The following is a 15,151-nucleotide window of genomic DNA, read 5'->3' as shown; positions in this document are numbered from 1 at the left end:
GCGTTCGGTGGTTTTGGCGAAGGGGAAACACCCGGTCCCATTCCGAACCCGGAAGTTAAGCTCTTCAGCGCCGATGGTACTGCATGGGAGACTGTGTGGGAGAGTAGGACACCGCCGGACATTTCTTGGGGGAGGCCCCGCCGTTTATCGGCGGGGCCTTTCTCATTTGTCTGGGTCGGGGGTGTGGCCGCGCATTAAGGTGTCCCACAGGACCGCGGCGGGTTCCGCGGTGGCGAACAGTGACTCGACGCGGGAACGGTCACCGTCCAGGTGGGTCAACGTCTGAACGCCGAGGAACATCGCGACCGCGATCATGCCGAGGTCGCGGGACGGCGCCATGTCCTCGAAAGGCGTTCCCGCCACTAGGCGCCGCACCGCGTCGGCCGCGAAACGCGACCAGGAATCGATGTGGGCGAGAAGTTCCGCACGGAGCCGCTCCGAGGTGGCCGAGGCCGTGACGAGTTCCTGCACGGCATCGATATGCCCCTTGTCGCTCATGTCCTCGGCGTACAGTTCGCGAAGCCGGGAGATCAGCTCGGTGGCGTCCTTACAGGAGCCGAGGGCCTCCTCGTAGCGGGCTCGTCGGGCCTTGCTGGTGTGATGGAGCGCCGCGACGAGAAGGGCTTCCAGGTCGTCGAAGTGGTAGTAGATGACGCCCGGCGCGAATCCGCCCGTGCGGGCGATCGAACGTGCCGTCGTCCCGCCGTACCCTTCGACGGCGAGTGTCCGGACGGCCGCTTCGAGGAGACGGTCGCGGGTCTCCGCGCGTGACGCCATTTCGCTCAGATCACCTTCCGGGGTTTCACGCCCGCCTCGGCGAGGACGGGGTCGAGGCGCCGCGCGAGCCGCGCGAGATGGTGACTCGGCACCTGCGGGTACAAATGATGCTCCAAGTGGTAGGTCAACTCCAGGAACATGGCGGGAACGACACGTCCGCGCAGAGTGTGCGTCTGTGTGAGCGGCGTGTCCCCGTAATGGCGATGCGGGAGGTGGACGGTCAATAGGGGGTAGACCCAGCTTCCCGCGATCATCATGACGGCGTACACGAGTAGCCCCCGAGACAGGGCGACACCGGCCGCGACCGCCGTCAAGGGCAATGCCGCCTCGGCCAGCAGCCACAGTCGCCCGCTCGTCCCGGCGCGCCGGTACGCCCATCACCAAAGGCGAATGAGGAAGACGGGCCCGTACAGGATCGCTCCGACCGCGGAAAGGTTCGCGGGATATCCCTCCGGGTCGTTGTCGCTGGGAAACGTGCGGTGATGCTGCAAATGCGTAGCGCGGTACGCGTGGCCGCTTTCCAGCAGCACCGCGCCCAGCAGGAACAGGGCCCATTCCGTTGACCGCCTGCCGAGCCCCAGAGACCGGTGGACGACGTCGTGCGTAGCCGTCACCACCGCCACGAAGACGCCGAACGCGATCAGCGGGGTCAGCCACCACCAGCCCGCCATCCACGCCGAGGCGAACAGGGCGATGCCCGCGTAGGGCAGCGACAGCGTGAAGATTCGACGCGGACGCGTGGTGACGAGCAGGTCGGTCCCGAGTTCGGACAGCTTCGGCAGCGTCATCGGCGCGCCGCCGTCCGCCGCGCCGACCTGAGCGCCCCGTCCGCGACGATCCTGCTGCCGAGCGCGCACGCGACGGTGCCGAGGCCGGGCCAGGTGGAGTCGCCCACGAGCCACAACCCGGGCACGCCAAGCGAATGCGGGACCGCGTTCTGGTTGGCGTTGCGCGGCCTCTGGTGCGCGCCGCCGACCGCGCCGTCCGGCCGGAACGCGAACCGCTCGTACGAGCGCGGCGTCGCCACCTCCCGGACCCGTGCGCGTTCCCCCAGCCGAGGATGGACGCGGCGGGCCAGGCCGACGAGACGCTCCCCGACCGCCTGTTTGCGGGCTTCGTACTCGGCGTCCGGCAGCCCCCGCCACCCGGCCAGCCCGGTATGCGTGGAGATCATCACGGCGCGGTGGCCCGGTGGCGCGCTCTCGGTGTCGCCCGGAGCGGACACCGACACGAACATGTTGTTGCCGTCGCCGAGCGGCCGGTCGTAGTCCCGCAGCAGCTGGTGGTGGGTGAACTCCTGTCCGGCGACCTCGTCGTCCGGCACCCCGAGGAACACGGCGACCGCGCCGCCGAGGTCCGGTTCGTCCCGCTCCAGGAAGGGGCGGAGCGGGCCCGCCAGGGCGGGGACGACGCGGGCCGTCGTCACGGCGGGCAGGGCGCTCACCACCTGCCGGGCATGGACGACGCCGCGGCGGGTGTGGACCTCGAACGCCCCGGCCCGCCCGGACACCCGCACGACCTCGCAGCCGACGCGGAGCCGTCCGCCCAGCCCGCGGTAATGGGCGGCGAAACGCCGCCAGAAGCCGCGCATCCCGCCGTCCGCCCGGGTGAGTCCCGCGCCGCGGATCGTGACGCCGAGCGCGGCGTTGATGAGCGGCGCCCGGTCGACGGTGCTGTGCACCGTGTCCTCCACCAGCATCGACAGCAACCCGACCAGCGGCACGTCACCGCGCAGGCCATGCCGGGCCAGGACGTCACCGAGCGTGGCGTTCAGATGGCGGGCGAGAGGGAGACCGCGCGGCCCGAGCGCCCGCAGGTTGTGCACCGCGTCGGCGGGCCGGCGGATCGGCAGCCGCACCCCGGCGCGGCTCGCGTCCCAGAACACCTCCGCGATCCGGTCGAGCCGCGACCAGAACGCCCGGTGGCCGGGGCCGTCGCCCAGCGCCCGCAGCCGTTCGCGGTGCCACGCCCGCGTGTCGCGGTAGAGGGTGACCTTACGGTCGGGCAGCCAGCCGACATAGCCGGGCAGCGCCTCACCCGGCACCGGATCCATGCCGATGCTGTCGAGGAGCTCCGCGCCGACACCCCCGGGTTCGAAGTCCACCATCGTCGTCGCGCCCACGTCGAAGGAGAAGCCCCGCCGCCGGTAGTAGCCGGCGCAGCCGCCCACATGGCCGTGCGCCTCGATCACGATCGTGGACACGCCCGCGGCCTGGAGCCGCGCCGCCGTCGCCATCCCGGCGAGCCCGCCGCCGAGCACCGCCACGTCACACGACGCCGGAAACCGCGCCGCTCTCGACGGACGCGTCTGAACACCTGTTCTGAACATGGGTTCAATCTCTGGCCGGGGCGGTGCTCCCGTCAATGCGCGCAGCCGGAAACGGCCGGAGGCGGCCCCGACCGGGCCGTGCGTGCCCTAGGGTCGGCGCATGCCGCTGTCGCCTCGCCTGGCAAAGATCGTGGACGCGCTGCCGCTTCGCCCGGACATGCGGGTCCTGGAGATCGGTTGCGGTCCCGGCGCCACCGCCCGCGCCGTCGCGGCCCGGCTCGACACCGGGCACATCCTCGCGATCGACCGGTCCGCCAAGGCGATCGAGCAGGCGAGGGCCGGCTCGGTGCACGAGATCGCGTCCGGGCGCATGAGCGTCCGGCAGTCCACGATCGAGGACTTCACCCTGGCGCCCGGCGAGGCGCCGTTCGACCTGGTGTTCGCGGTCCGGGTCGGCGCCCTCGACGGACGCCACCCGGAAGCGGGCCGGGAAGCCATGCGACGCGTCGCCGCCGCCCTCGCGCCCGGGGGCCGCCTGTTCATCGACGGCGGCGACCCGCTGCGGGAACTTCCCGTCTGAGCAGCGCGTCCACCTGCGCCGCCACTGGGATCGCGGTGGTCAGCCGGTTGTCGACGGCGGCGTGGGGGACGGGCGGCGGCTCGTCCGGGCGCATGCGGGCGGTGAACGCCTCGAACGCCGCCAGCTTCGCGGTGTCGCGGGGCGAGCCGCGTTCCTCCAGCCGGCGGCGCAGCGTCACGGCGTCCGTCCGGATCCAGACGAGCCGGACCGGCGGGCCGCCCAGGGCGACGACCCACTCCTTCCAGCGCGACGGCGACCGGATGTGACCGGTGAACGGGGCGCTCAACATCACCGGGCAGCCGTGGGCGCGGATCTCCCGGGCCGTCGCGGTCAGCCCGTCGTACTCGTGCGGCTTGACGTGCTCGTCGTACCAGGGGCCCTCACGCTCGCCCCGGTCGCGCCCGGACGCCGCGAGGGTCGCCTCGACGAACGGCCCGTACAGCGTGTCCTTGTCCAGGAGCGCGGGGACGGGCCGCAGCCGCTCCAGCAGCAGCTCCGCCACCGTGCTCTTCCCCGAGCCGGGCGGCCCCGCCACCACCCACGCGGGTGCCGAGGTCACGTCGACAGGCGCATCCGGCGGGTCGCCAGCCGTTCGATGCGCTCCTCGTCGATCTCGTGCCCGAGGCCCGGCTGGGTGAGCGGCACGCCCACGACACCGCCGGACGAGCGGACCGGCGGCGTCACGAACACCGGACCGCCCGCCGGGTCGGACACCTCGCTCGGCAACGTGCAGCCCGGCAGCGCGGCGAGCGCGACGGCCGCGGCCTGCCCGATCCCGAACACGCCGGACCCGCTGCACCACACGTCCCACCCCGCCGCGTACGCCAGGTCGTGGGCGCTGCGGGCCGCGGTCAGACCGCCGAGCCGCTCAAGCCGCAGATGCAGGGCGCGGCCCGCCTCCAGGGACAGCGCCGCGTCGAGGGTCTCCAGGTCGCCGACGGCGGGCGCGACCGCGGCGCTCACCCGCAGTTGCAGCCGGGCGTGCGCGGCGAGGTCACCGGCGGGGAACGGACGCTCGATCGCCGCGAGGCCGTAGGAGTCGAGCCCCTCCAGGACGGTCAGATGCTCCGGGGACTCGGTGTAGGCGTGGCCCGCGTCGGCGATGAGCGCCAGCGCCGGGTACGCCTGCCGGATCGTCCGGACCGGCTCGATGTCCCAGCCGGGGCGAATGTCCAGGGTGACCCGGGTGTGGCCCGCTCCAACGGCCTGGTTGACGCGCCCCGCGATCGTGTCGAGCGCGGCCTCCGGGGAGATCCGCGCGCCGGTCACGATGGACGTGCGGGTGCCGCCGAGCGCGTGCGCGAGCGGCAGGCCCCGCGTCCGGCACCACAGGTCCCAGCAGGCGGTGTCGATGGCGGCGGCGGCCTCCCGCGCGCCGAGGTCGGCCGCGGCGGACACGTCCTCCGGACGCTCCCAGTCGAGCCCGATGAGGGCCGGGCCCATCCGCTCCTCAAGGTCGGCCCAGGGGCGGCCGTCCGAACGGTCGGAGACGGCCATCTCGCCCCAGCCGACCGCGTCGCCGCCGGCGAGACGGACGAGGACGCTCTCCGGCCGCCGTCCGCGCGGCATCGCGACGCGGTAGGCGTCGCAGCCATCGATCCGGGGCACCCGCACCCGCCTTTCGGAGACAGTCGAGGAAATCGAGGAAGTGATCCTCCTCAATTCTCCCCCCTCCGCGGACCGCGCCGGCACGGGCGCCGCTCGTCCCCGTCCGGCGAGGGCGGTGCGCGCTCAGGAGGGGCAGCTCGCTTCGAGGGACACCGGCTTGCTCGGCGCCTTCGTGGGCGTCCCACCGTCGTTCGACGGCGTGCCGGTCTCGGACGGCGACCCGCTCGGCCCCGCGACGGGCGGCGAGACGGTGGGAGGCGAGGTGCTCGGGTGGCTGCTGACCTGGCGGGGCCCGGTGTTGACGGCATCGGACGCCAGCCTGCGGATGAGATCGAAGTCGGGGCTGCCCGTGTAGATCAGCGGCGGGACGAACTGGAGGCTGTTGATCTCGGCGCCGCTCTTGACCTTGTTGGACAGCTTCACCAGCGCGGGCAGCAGCTCCTGCGGGATGTCGGTGGACAGGGTCCGCTTGGCGGCGGCGGCGAGCTTGTCGAAGCTGGTCAGGACCGTCTGCGGGTCGGCCTGCTCGGCGATCGCGCGCATCAGGCACTTCTGCCGGCCCATCCGCACGTAGTCGCTGCTGTTGGTGCGGGACCGGCCGTACCAGAGGGCCTCCTTGCCCGACAGCTTCCGGTAGCCGGGCTGGAGGACGTCGCCGCGCAGCCCGTACGGAATGGCCTGATCGACTCTGATCTTGACGCCGCCCATGGCGTCGACGATGTCGGCGAACCCGAACATGTCCACGAGGATGTAGTAGTCGACGCGCAGGCCGAGGATCCCGGCGATGGTCGCCTTCAACAGCTCGGGGCCGCGGTGGTTCTTGGGGACGCCGGGCACCACGTCCGGGTGGTCCTCGGCGTACTGGTACACCTCGTTCAGCAGGCCGGGCGTCTGCGGGCCGTCGCCGGTGAAACCGTACGGGAAGCGGTCGCGGGCCGGGCCCGGCGGGAGCGGGAAGCCCTCCAGGTTCCGCGGCAGGCTCAGCAGCACCGTGTCGCCGGTCTCGGTGTCGACGCTGGCCACCGTCATGCTGTCGGTACGCACGCCGCTGCGGTTCTCGGCGGCGTCACCGCCGATGAGCAGGACGTTGACGCGAGGCTGCCCGTCGAAGGGGTCGTCGACGTCGACATGCCTGCCGTTCTCGTTGCCGGTGCGGAAGATGCTGGTCAGCGCGTCCCTGGCGACATAGCTCTTGTGCGCCGACCAGCCGGCCGGGACGGCGACGGTGAGGCACAGCACGGAGACGGTCACAATGCCGAGCGAGCGGGCGCCGCCCGACATCCCGGCGGGGCACAGGACCTGGTACGAACGGATCACCACGGCGATCCACACCACGCCGAGGACGACGAGCGCGGCGGTCAGCCGTTCCAGCATGTCCGGTTGGACGGCGAGCTGCGGCAGGTCCGAGCGGTACGCCGTCGCGGCGACCGCGAGGGACGTCGCGAGCACCAGGTAGAGCGCGAGCAGAAGGCCGCCGGCGAGGCGGCGGCCGACGACCAGGTGGGCGACGCCCCACACCAGGGCGGACGCGAGCGTCAACGCCAGCGCGCGGAGGAGCCCCCCGTCGGGCGGACCGTCCACGTCCCCCGCCCGGGCGTGCCGACTCGCCGATCGCCCCATGGACACTCCGATTCCCACCCACCGTGAAATAAGCCCCGACTCACTTTAATGACGCTCGGAACCGGGCAAAGGTTGCGTGGAAGTCGGCCGCGTGCGAGCGCGTGCTACGTCAGGTACAGCTGTCGCTCAGGATATGCAGTCCGTTGGTCGCCCGCGTGCCGGACGCCGAATCCCGCACCGCCAGCGTAGTCAACTTCCTGATCTTGTGGTAGTCGGGGCGCCAGGTCGAGATGAGGGGTGGAACGAACTGCAGGCTCGTGATCTCGGCGGTCCTGATCTTGGCGGCCAGGCCGACAAGCGACGGCAGCAGGCGCTGCGGGAGGTCGGTGTTGACGGAGTCCTTGAACACCGTGGTGAGCCGCTGGAAGCTGCGCAGCACCGTGAGGGGACCCGCCTGGCGCGCCAGCGCCCACATCAGGCACTTCTGGCGGCTCATCCGGGCGTAGTCGCTGCTGCCGGTCCGCGACCGCCCGTACCAGAGGGCCTCCCGGCCGCTGAGCCGCCGGCAGCCCGGCCTCAGCACCCCCGACGGCACCTGCTGCCTGGGCACGGGCACGGCGTCCGCCACGCAGAGCCGGACGCCGCCGACCGCGTCCACGATCTGCCGGAAGCTGCGCATGTCGACCATCGCGTAGTAGGGGACGGGACGACCGAGAATGTGCGCGACGGTCCGCTTCAGCAGTTCGGCTCCCGGGTTCCGGACGTGTCCGCCACCGGCCAGAACCCCCGGACGCCGGATGCCGTCTTCGTACACGGCGTTCAGCAGCCCCTCGGGCGGGAACGGCACCCGTTCGGTGCCCGACCACACCGGCACGTGCTGCAGGTTGCGCGGCAGGCTCAGCAGCAGCGTGTCACCCGTCCTGGTGTCGACGCTGGCGACCGTCATGCTGTCGGTGCGGACGCCGGGACGGTCCACGTCCGCGTCGCCGCCGATGAGGAGCACGTTGAGGCGCGGCGTGCGCGCCCACGGATCCTGGGTGTCCGGCGCGCCGCCCGCGGTTCCGGCCGCGCCCCGCCCCGGCCCCTCGGCGAACAGGCTCTCGACCAGGTCGCGTTGCAGGTAGCCGTAGTGGGCGACGGTGAGCGGCGGGACGACGACGAGCAGGCACAGGACCGACACGGTGGTTCCGCCGGCGAGCCGCCACAGCGGCGACAGCCCGTCCGGGACCAGCAGCGCGTAGGAGTGGATGATCAGCACCGCCCACAGCCCGGCGAGGAGCACGCCGCCGCCCGACACCGCCAGCAGCCAGCCCGGCCGCACCGAAAGCTCCATGAACAGGGACCGGCCCTGCGCGACGGCGACCGCGGCGCCGACCAGCAGCAGCGCCTGCGCGCCGAGCAGCGCCGCGCCGAGCCGCACCCGGCCGGCCCGCAGATGCGCCAGGCCCGGCAGCGCCGGGGACACCGCGGCGATCAGCAGCGCCTCCGCCAGCCGCCGCGTCCCCCCGCCGAACGAGCCGGCGCCGACCGAGCCAGCACCGAACGAATCGCCGTCGACCATGCTCCGCCCCCTTCGGAGACGAAGACCCCCTTCTTCGCCCCAGACCACGAGCGTGCAGGTCAGAGCACTCTTGGTGCCATGTCGGACGCGGCGTGTCGCGAAAGCCACGCTGCCCGTGACGCAGATTTCACCAACTGCTGGACAGCGGCATTCCTTCGGCGTAACCGGACGAGCTCTGCACGCCCACGGTCGCGCGCTCGTGGAACTCCTCCAGCGTGCGGGCGCCCGCGTAGGTGCAGGCGCTGCGCAGCCCGGCCACGATCGAGTCGACCAGGTCCTCGACGCCGGGACGTCGCGGGTCGAGGTACATCCGGGACGTGGAGATCCCCTCCTCGAACAGCGCCTTGCGGGCCCGGTCGAACGGCGAGTCCTCGGCGGTGCGCAGCCGCACGGCCCGCGCGGACGCCATCCCGAAGCTCTCCTTGTACAACCGGCCGTCGGCGTCGCGTTGCAGGTCGCCCGGCGACTCGTAGGTGCCGGCGAACCAGGATCCGACCATCACGTTGGCCGCGCCCGCCGCGAGCGCCAGGGCCACGTCGCGGGGGTGCCGGACGCCGCCGTCCGCCCACACGTGCCGGCCGAGGCGCCGTGCCTCCGCGGCGCACTCCAGGACGGCGGAGAACTGCGGGCGGCCGACACCGGTCATCATCCGCGTCGTGCACATCGCGCCCGGCCCCACACCGACCTTGACGATGTCGGCGCCCGCCTCGATCAGGTCGCGGGTGCCCTCGGCGGTCACCACGTTCCCGGCCACGACCGGAACGGCCGGGTCCAGGCCCCGGACGGCGGTGAGCGCCCCGATCATCTTGTCCTGGTGGCCATGCGCCGTGTCGACCACGATCAGGTCCGCGCCCGCCTCCAGCAGCGCCTTGGCCTTGCCCGCGACATCGCCGTTCACGCCGACCGCGGCGCCGATGCGCAGCCGCCCGGCGCCGTCCACGGCGGGCTTGTAGAGGGTGGCGCGCAGCGCTCCGGTGCGGGTGAGGACGCCCGCGAGCCGCCCGCCGGCGTCCACGACGGGCGCGAGCCGGTGGCCGCGCTCGTGGAGCCGGTTGAACGCCTCGCGCGGGTCCACGCCGCCCGGCAGCGTGACCAGGTCGCTGGACATGATGTCGCGCAGCTGCGCGAACCGGTCGACGCCCGCGCAGTCGGCCTCGGTGACGACGCCGACCGGCCGGTCGTCCTCGACCACGATCACGGCGCCGTGGGCGCGCTTGTGCAGCAGCGCCAGCGCGTCGCCGGCGGTGCCGGACGGGCCGAGCCGGATCGGGGTGTCGACGACCAGGTCCCGCCCCTTGACCCAGCCGATCACCTCGGCGACCACCTCGACGGGAATGTCCTGGGGAAGGACCGCGATCGCGCCGCGGCGGGCGACGGTCTCGGCCATCCGGCGGCCCGACACCGCCGTCATGTTGGCGACCACGAGCGGCACGGTCGTCCCGCTCCCGTCCACGGTGGCCAGGTCGACGTCCAGGCGCGACTCCACCGCCGAGCGGCGCGGGACCATGAAGACGTCGTTGTAGGTGAGGTCGTGAGCGGAACGCTCACCGTTCAGCAGGCGCACGGCTTTACTACACACCAATCGCAGGTCGGGGTGGCGGGGCCACCGTCCAGTGTCGGCCATACCCGGTGATGCTCTCGCCACGCCGCACCACGCGTACAGCCCAAGGTCGAACAGAACTTCACGACGTGGTGGAAACCGTGCAACGTGAGGCTTGGCTCTCTGTAAAGTTACCTCTTGACGTAACTGCGCCCTCGATGCACTTTTCTTACATGTGCCTCACGCGGGCGGCGACACCGCCGTAGGGGCGTGTACATCAGAACACCGGGAGAAGCGCATGCAACCCACGCCCTTGGACCCGGTCAGCCGCGCTTCTCCGCGCCGCGGGCCGCCCTGGCCGCGCGGCGACCAACGGAGTGTTCCAGGCCACCGCGCACGCCCGCCGCCGCCCCCGCCGTGCCCGGCCCGCGTGCAGAGCCCGCCGCGTTGCGCTCTCGGACGGGAGTACACGGCGTCCAAAACGTCGCCGCGCGAACCTGTCGCAGACGCTTCGACGGCCGCCGGGCACGGTGAACACGAGCAAGATCAATATTTGACGTCATACCGTCCTGAAATGGAATGATCTTGCAGTTGCCGACAAACCGATTCATGACACGTCGAGGAGGAGAGCCGTGCTGGATGCGGTCGACGCCGTGCTCGTCCGCGAGCTCCAGCGGGATGGCAGGGCGACGTTCCAGGCGCTCGCCGATCGCGTCGGGCTTTCCCGCACGGCGGTGCGGGCACGGGTGCAGCACCTTCTCGAAACCCAGGTCGTCCGCGTCGTCGGCATCGTGCACGCCGCCGTCGTCGGCGCGGAGGCGATCGGGCACCTCTCGGTCACCGTCGACGGCTCGGCCAGAAAGGTGGCCGGGCTCATCGCCGAGCGGCCCGCCGTCAGCTTCACCGCGCTGACCGCGGGCCCGCACGACCTGGTCGCGCAGGTGCGCACCCGCGACGACGCCGCCCTCGCCGCCGAGGTCGACCACGTCAGGTCGGTCCCCGGTGTGCGCGTGGCGGAGGTGTTCCGCTCGGTGGCCACCGTGCGCGACACGCACGCGGTGGTGCGCGACCTGGAGGACGTCAGCCTCGACGCCATCGACTGGCGGCTCCTGCAGGAGCTGCAACGCGACGGTCGCGCCCCCTACACCAGGCTCGCGCACATCATCGGCCTGTCGCAGGCCGCCACCCGGGCCCGTGTGGTCAGGCTGATGCGTTCGGGCGTCATCCAGGTCACCGGCCTGGCCGACCCGCTGGCGCTCGGCGCGGCCGAGCTCGGCGGGTTCGGGTTGGTGGTCACCGGAGCGTTGCGCAAGGCCGCCGAGGCGGTCGCCGCGAAGGACGGCGTCCGCTACCTGGCGACCGGGTTCGGCCGCTACGACATCGTCGGGCAGGCCGAGGCGGCCTCGCGCGGCGAGCTGGTGGCCGTGCTGGACGCCATCCGGGCCGTGCCCGGGGTCACGGTACGGGAGTCCTGGCACCACCTGGACGTGGTGAAGGAGTCCTACACCGTCGAGCTTCCCGAGCAGCCCCTCAACGGGTCGTCCTGACCGGGGACCTCCCGCCCTGGCCACGGCACGCACCGTGGCCAGGGCATCCTTCGCGCCGGTCAGTGACCGTCGCGGGCCGTGTCCTTCGCGAACGTCAGGAAGTCGCGGGCGGCGGGCGGAAGCTTGCGGTGCGCGTGGACGATCCCCGACATGCGGGTGATCGGCGGCATGAACGACCGGACGGTCACGCCCTCGGTGTCGTCGATCTGGTTCCGGTACCACAGCAGCGACCCCATCCCGGCGCGGACCAGACCGATCCACGCGCCGCGCTCGTCGGACTCCACCGCGGCGACCGGTGTGGCGCCGATCCGCCGCAGCACGGTGTCGATCTCGGCGCGGCGGGCGCTGCCGCGGGCGGGCAGCACGAGCCGCATCCCGTCCAGCGCGGTCAGGGGCACCGGCTCGCGCACCTTCAGCGTCGGCGGTGAGATCAGCACCACCTCCCGCTGCTCGTACGGGTGGGCCGTCATGTCGCCCGGCACCGGCAGATCGGTGAGCGCGAGGTCGGCGCGACCCGCCCGCAGCGCCGCCGCCACCCGGTCACGGTCCTCGCAGCGGATCACCCGGACCCGGACGGCGGGTTGGTTCCGCGCGAAGCGGGGGAGGAGCCGACCGGTCAGCTCCGGCTCCAGCGTCGACGTCACGGCGATGCGTAGCTCGGTGCCGCGCCCGTCGGCCCGGGTCACCGCCAACCCCTCGATCGCGGAGACGGCGCCCAGCGCGACCCGGGCCTGCCGGACCACCTGCTCACCGACGGCGGTCAGGGCGACGCCGCGACCCGACCGCTGGAACAGTTCGACGCCGAGTTCGCGCTCCAACTCCCGGACGGCCCGCGAGAGCGCGGGCTGGGCCACATAGAGAGCCTGGGCCGCCGACGTCATCGTGCCGTGGTCGGCGGTCGCCACGACGTAGCGCAGCTGCCGCAGATTCATGCACCGACCGTATGCCAACGAACCTCTCGGGGCCTGGACATAGCCGGAATCGGACCGAGATTGAACCACTCCGGCCGGTGATCATGGATGTGGGCGCCCCGGTGCCGCCTCGGGCTCGGGCTGCAACTGCGGGGCGCCGACACCGCACTGGTGTTTGCACTCCGGTTCGACGGCCTCACCGGACGGGGCCCGCAACGCGTCGTCACCGACGGTCAGGAAGCTCAGCACCGCCCCACCGGCGAGCATCACCGCGCACACCGCCATCGCGATGCCGAACCCGTGCGAGAATTCGCTCGGATCGTCGTAGGCGTCGCCGGTCAGCCCCGCCAGCGGCGGGATCGCCGCCACCGCCAGCAGCCCCGCCGCCCGCGCCACCGCGTTGTTGACACCGCTGGCCACGCCCGCGTGGCTGACGTCCGCGGAGGCGAGGACGGTGGCGGTGAGCGGCGCGACCACCGCCGACAGCCCCAGCCCGAACACGATCACGGCGGGCAGCACGTCCCGCGCATAGGACGCGTCCGCGCCGATCCGCCCGACCATCAGCGTGCCGGCGGCCGCGACCGCCAGCCCCACCGTCATCGGCAGCCGCGGACCGATCTTCTGCGCCAGCGCGCCCGCCCGCGCCGACAGCAGCAGCATCGCGGCCGTGACCGGCAGCAGCGCCGTCCCCGCGGCGATCGGGGAGAACCCGCCGACCACCTGGAGGTTCAGCACGAACAGGAAGAACATCACGCCCATCCCGCCGTACATGACGAAGGTGACGACGTTGACGGCGGAGAACTGGCGGGAGGCGAACACCTCCAGCGGCAGCATCGGCCGCGGGGTCGCGCGGCCCGCCCGACCGGCCCCGCCGCGGGCCCTCTCGACCGCGACGAACGCGACGGCCGCCGCGACACCCCCCGCGGCCGCCGCCGCGATGACCGTCGGGGACACGGCGCCGCCGGGCGCCTCGGTCAGCGCGTACGTCGTCCCGGCCAGCGCGAACGCCGCCAGGACCGCGCCGAGCACGTCGAACCGTCCCCGCGCGCCCGGATCGACGCTCTCCGGGACGTGCCGGACCGCGACGAGGACCACCACGGCCGAGAGCGGCACGTTCAGCAGGAACACCCAGCGCCAGCCCGCCGCCTCGACCAGCCAGCCGCCCGCGAACGGCCCGATCGCGCCGGCCACGCCACCGAGCCCCGACCAGGCCCCCACGGCCCGGGGACGGTCGTCGGCGGTGAACGACGCCTGGATGATCGCCAGCGAGCCGGGGGTGAGCAGCGCCCCGCCCACGCCCTGCAACGCCCGCGACACCACGAGCATCTCGATGTTCTGGGCCACGCCGCACAGCACCGACGCCACCGCGAACCACACGACGCCGAGCAGGAAGATCCGGCGCCGCCCGTAACGGTCCCCGAGGGAGCCGCCGAGCAGGATGAACCCGGCGAGCGTCAACGTGTAGGCGTTCACCGTCCACTGCAACCCGGCCATGTCGGCGTCCAGGTCGCGCGCCAGCCTCGGCAGGGCGACGTTCACGACGGTGGCGTCGAGCATCGCCACGCTCGAACCGAGGACCGTCGCCAGCAGAATCCAGCGGCCCGGCCCCGACTTCAGCCGGACGTCCGGCGCACGCTCACCAGCGGCCATGCACTCATGGTGACACGCTCACCAGTGATCGGGGCTGAACGGCTCGTCCTCGGGACGCGCCGACTCCGACAGCAGCCGCAGGTCGGAGCGGACCATCATCGTGACGAGCTCCTCGAAGGCCACCGCGGGCTCCCAGCCGAGCTGCTCGCGGGCCTTCTTCGGGTCCGCGCACAGCAGGTCGACCTCCGCCGGACGCGTGTACCGGTCATCCAGGACGACGTGGTCCTCCCAGTTCAGACCGGCCGTGCGGAACGCGAACTCCACCAGCTCACGCACCGACTGGGTCGTGCCCGTCCCGATGACGTAGTCCTCCGGGGCGTCCTGCGCGAGCATCAGCCGCATCGCGCGGGCGTAGTCGCCCGCGAAACCCCAATCACGGCGCGCGTCCAGGTTCCCCAGCCGCAGCTCCGTGGCCAGCCCCAGTTTGATCCGCGCCACGCCCAGCGACACCTTCCGCGTCACGAACTCCGCCCCCCGGCGCGGAGACTCGTGATTGAAGAGGATCCCGCTGACCGCGAACATCCCGTACGACTCGCGGTAGTTCTGAGTGATGTAGTGCCCGTAGCTCTTCGCCACCCCGTACGGGCTGCGCGGGTGGAACGGCGTCTTCTCGTTCTGCGGCGTCTCCCGGACCATCCCGAACATCTCCGACGACGACGCCTGGTAGAAGCGGATCTGCTCGCGTCCCGGCGTCCGGGACGGGCTGATGCCCGACACCACCCGGATCGCCTCCAACATCCGCAGCACGCCCATGCCGGTCACCTCGGCGGTCAGCTCCGCCTGCTGCCACGACATCGGCACGTACGAGATCGCGCCGAGGTTGTAGACCTCGTCGGGCCGCACCCGCTCCACCGCCGAGATCAGGCTTCCCTGGTCGAGGAGGTCCCCCGTGGTGATCTGCACGTCGCCGATGTGCTTGCGCAACCGCGCCACATGAGGGTTCGCCTGACCACGCACCAGGCCCCAGACCTCGTACCCCTGCGCAAGCAGATGCTCGGCCAGGTACGAGCCGTCCTGTCCGGTGATGCCGGTGATGAGTGCTCGCCTGGACAGCGGATCCTCCATGGCCGAATTCGGGGCCGGTGCGAGTCCCAGAACCCCGCACCGGGCGTGAAAATATGAGGTTAGCGACCCCGCCGGGACGCTGA

General features: G+C 72.4%; 12 protein-coding genes, 1 rRNA gene and 1 pseudogene. 3 read left to right on the top strand and 11 right to left on the bottom strand.

What is annotated here, in order from left to right; translation table 11 throughout:
• The first annotated feature begins 3 nt into the window (after positions 1-3).
• Positions 4-120 (top strand): 5S ribosomal RNA (gene rrf / locus D0T12_RS27555).
• 42 nt (positions 121-162) lie between these two features.
• Here the strand turns inward: rrf and D0T12_RS27550 are convergent.
• From D0T12_RS27550 to D0T12_RS27540, 3 genes and pseudogenes are all read right to left on the bottom strand, one after another.
• On the bottom strand, positions 163-777 hold the full coding sequence (locus tag D0T12_RS27550) for a TetR/AcrR family transcriptional regulator (protein WP_117402969.1): 615 nt from the start codon (positions 775-777) through the stop codon (positions 163-165).
• A gap of 5 nt (positions 778-782) precedes the next feature.
• Positions 783-1,448: pseudogene (locus D0T12_RS36790) on the bottom strand (fatty acid desaturase family protein).
• A gap of 113 nt (positions 1,449-1,561) precedes the next feature.
• A complete protein-coding gene (locus D0T12_RS27540; RefSeq protein WP_199487729.1) occupies positions 1,562-3,043 on the bottom strand; it encodes a phytoene desaturase family protein in 1,482 nt (493 codons plus the stop codon).
• A gap of 163 nt (positions 3,044-3,206) precedes the next feature.
• Here D0T12_RS27540 and D0T12_RS27535 point away from each other — a divergent pair, with 163 nt between their 5' ends.
• Positions 3,207-3,626, top strand: a complete 420-nt coding sequence (locus tag D0T12_RS27535) for an SAM-dependent methyltransferase (protein WP_117402967.1) — start codon at positions 3,207-3,209, stop codon at positions 3,624-3,626.
• On the opposite strand, the gene D0T12_RS27530 is transcribed toward D0T12_RS27535, so the two are convergent.
• The 5 genes from D0T12_RS27530 to D0T12_RS27510 form a co-directional block, all read right to left on the bottom strand.
• Positions 3,586-4,185, bottom strand: a complete 600-nt coding sequence (locus D0T12_RS27530; protein ID WP_117402966.1) for an AAA family ATPase — start codon at positions 4,183-4,185, stop codon at positions 3,586-3,588. The genes D0T12_RS27535 and D0T12_RS27530 overlap by 41 nt on opposite strands.
• Positions 4,182-5,234 (bottom strand): enolase C-terminal domain-like protein, encoded by a 1,053-nt coding sequence (locus tag D0T12_RS27525; RefSeq protein WP_117403029.1) that lies wholly within the window; start codon positions 5,232-5,234, stop codon positions 4,182-4,184. The genes D0T12_RS27530 and D0T12_RS27525 overlap by 4 nt, the downstream gene beginning before the upstream one ends.
• 123 nt (positions 5,235-5,357) lie before the next feature.
• Positions 5,358-6,854: an LCP family protein gene (locus D0T12_RS27520; protein WP_117402965.1), complete on the bottom strand. Its 1,497-nt coding sequence runs from the start codon at positions 6,852-6,854 to the stop codon at positions 5,358-5,360.
• A 109-nt stretch (positions 6,855-6,963) separates the two neighbouring features.
• A complete protein-coding gene (locus D0T12_RS27515) occupies positions 6,964-8,355 on the bottom strand; it encodes an LCP family protein (protein WP_117402963.1) in 1,392 nt (463 codons plus the stop codon).
• Between the two features lie 127 nt (positions 8,356-8,482).
• Positions 8,483-9,919, bottom strand: coding sequence for a GuaB1 family IMP dehydrogenase-related protein (locus D0T12_RS27510; RefSeq protein ID WP_117402961.1), 1,437 nt, complete (start codon positions 9,917-9,919; stop codon positions 8,483-8,485).
• Positions 9,920-10,527: 608 nt separating this feature from the next.
• On the opposite strand from D0T12_RS27510, the gene D0T12_RS27505 reads away from it, so the two are divergent.
• Positions 10,528-11,442, top strand: a complete 915-nt coding sequence (locus D0T12_RS27505) for an Lrp/AsnC family transcriptional regulator (RefSeq protein ID WP_117402959.1) — start codon at positions 10,528-10,530, stop codon at positions 11,440-11,442.
• Between the two features lie 59 nt (positions 11,443-11,501).
• Here D0T12_RS27505 and D0T12_RS27500 read toward each other — a convergent pair whose 3' ends face one another.
• The 3 genes from D0T12_RS27500 to D0T12_RS27490 all read right to left on the bottom strand — a co-directional run bounded on the left by D0T12_RS27500 (position 11,502) and on the right by D0T12_RS27490 (position 15,056).
• Positions 11,502-12,374, bottom strand: a complete 873-nt coding sequence (locus tag D0T12_RS27500) for a LysR family transcriptional regulator (protein ID WP_117402958.1) — start codon at positions 12,372-12,374, stop codon at positions 11,502-11,504.
• Positions 12,375-12,455: 81 nt separating this feature from the next.
• On the bottom strand, positions 12,456-14,003 hold the full coding sequence (locus D0T12_RS27495; RefSeq protein WP_117402956.1) for an MFS transporter: 1,548 nt from the start codon (positions 14,001-14,003) through the stop codon (positions 12,456-12,458).
• Between the two features lie 18 nt (positions 14,004-14,021).
• Entirely contained in the window at positions 14,022-15,056 is a 1,035-nt protein-coding gene (locus tag D0T12_RS27490) for a GDP-mannose 4,6-dehydratase (RefSeq protein ID WP_117403027.1), read from the bottom strand.
• Positions 15,057-15,151: the final 95 nt, after the last annotated feature.

Source organism: Actinomadura spongiicola (assembly GCF_003432485.1).
GTDB lineage: Bacteria > Actinomycetota > Actinomycetes > Streptosporangiales > Streptosporangiaceae > Spirillospora > Spirillospora spongiicola.
This window is presented reverse-complemented; position numbering and strand designations above follow the sequence as displayed.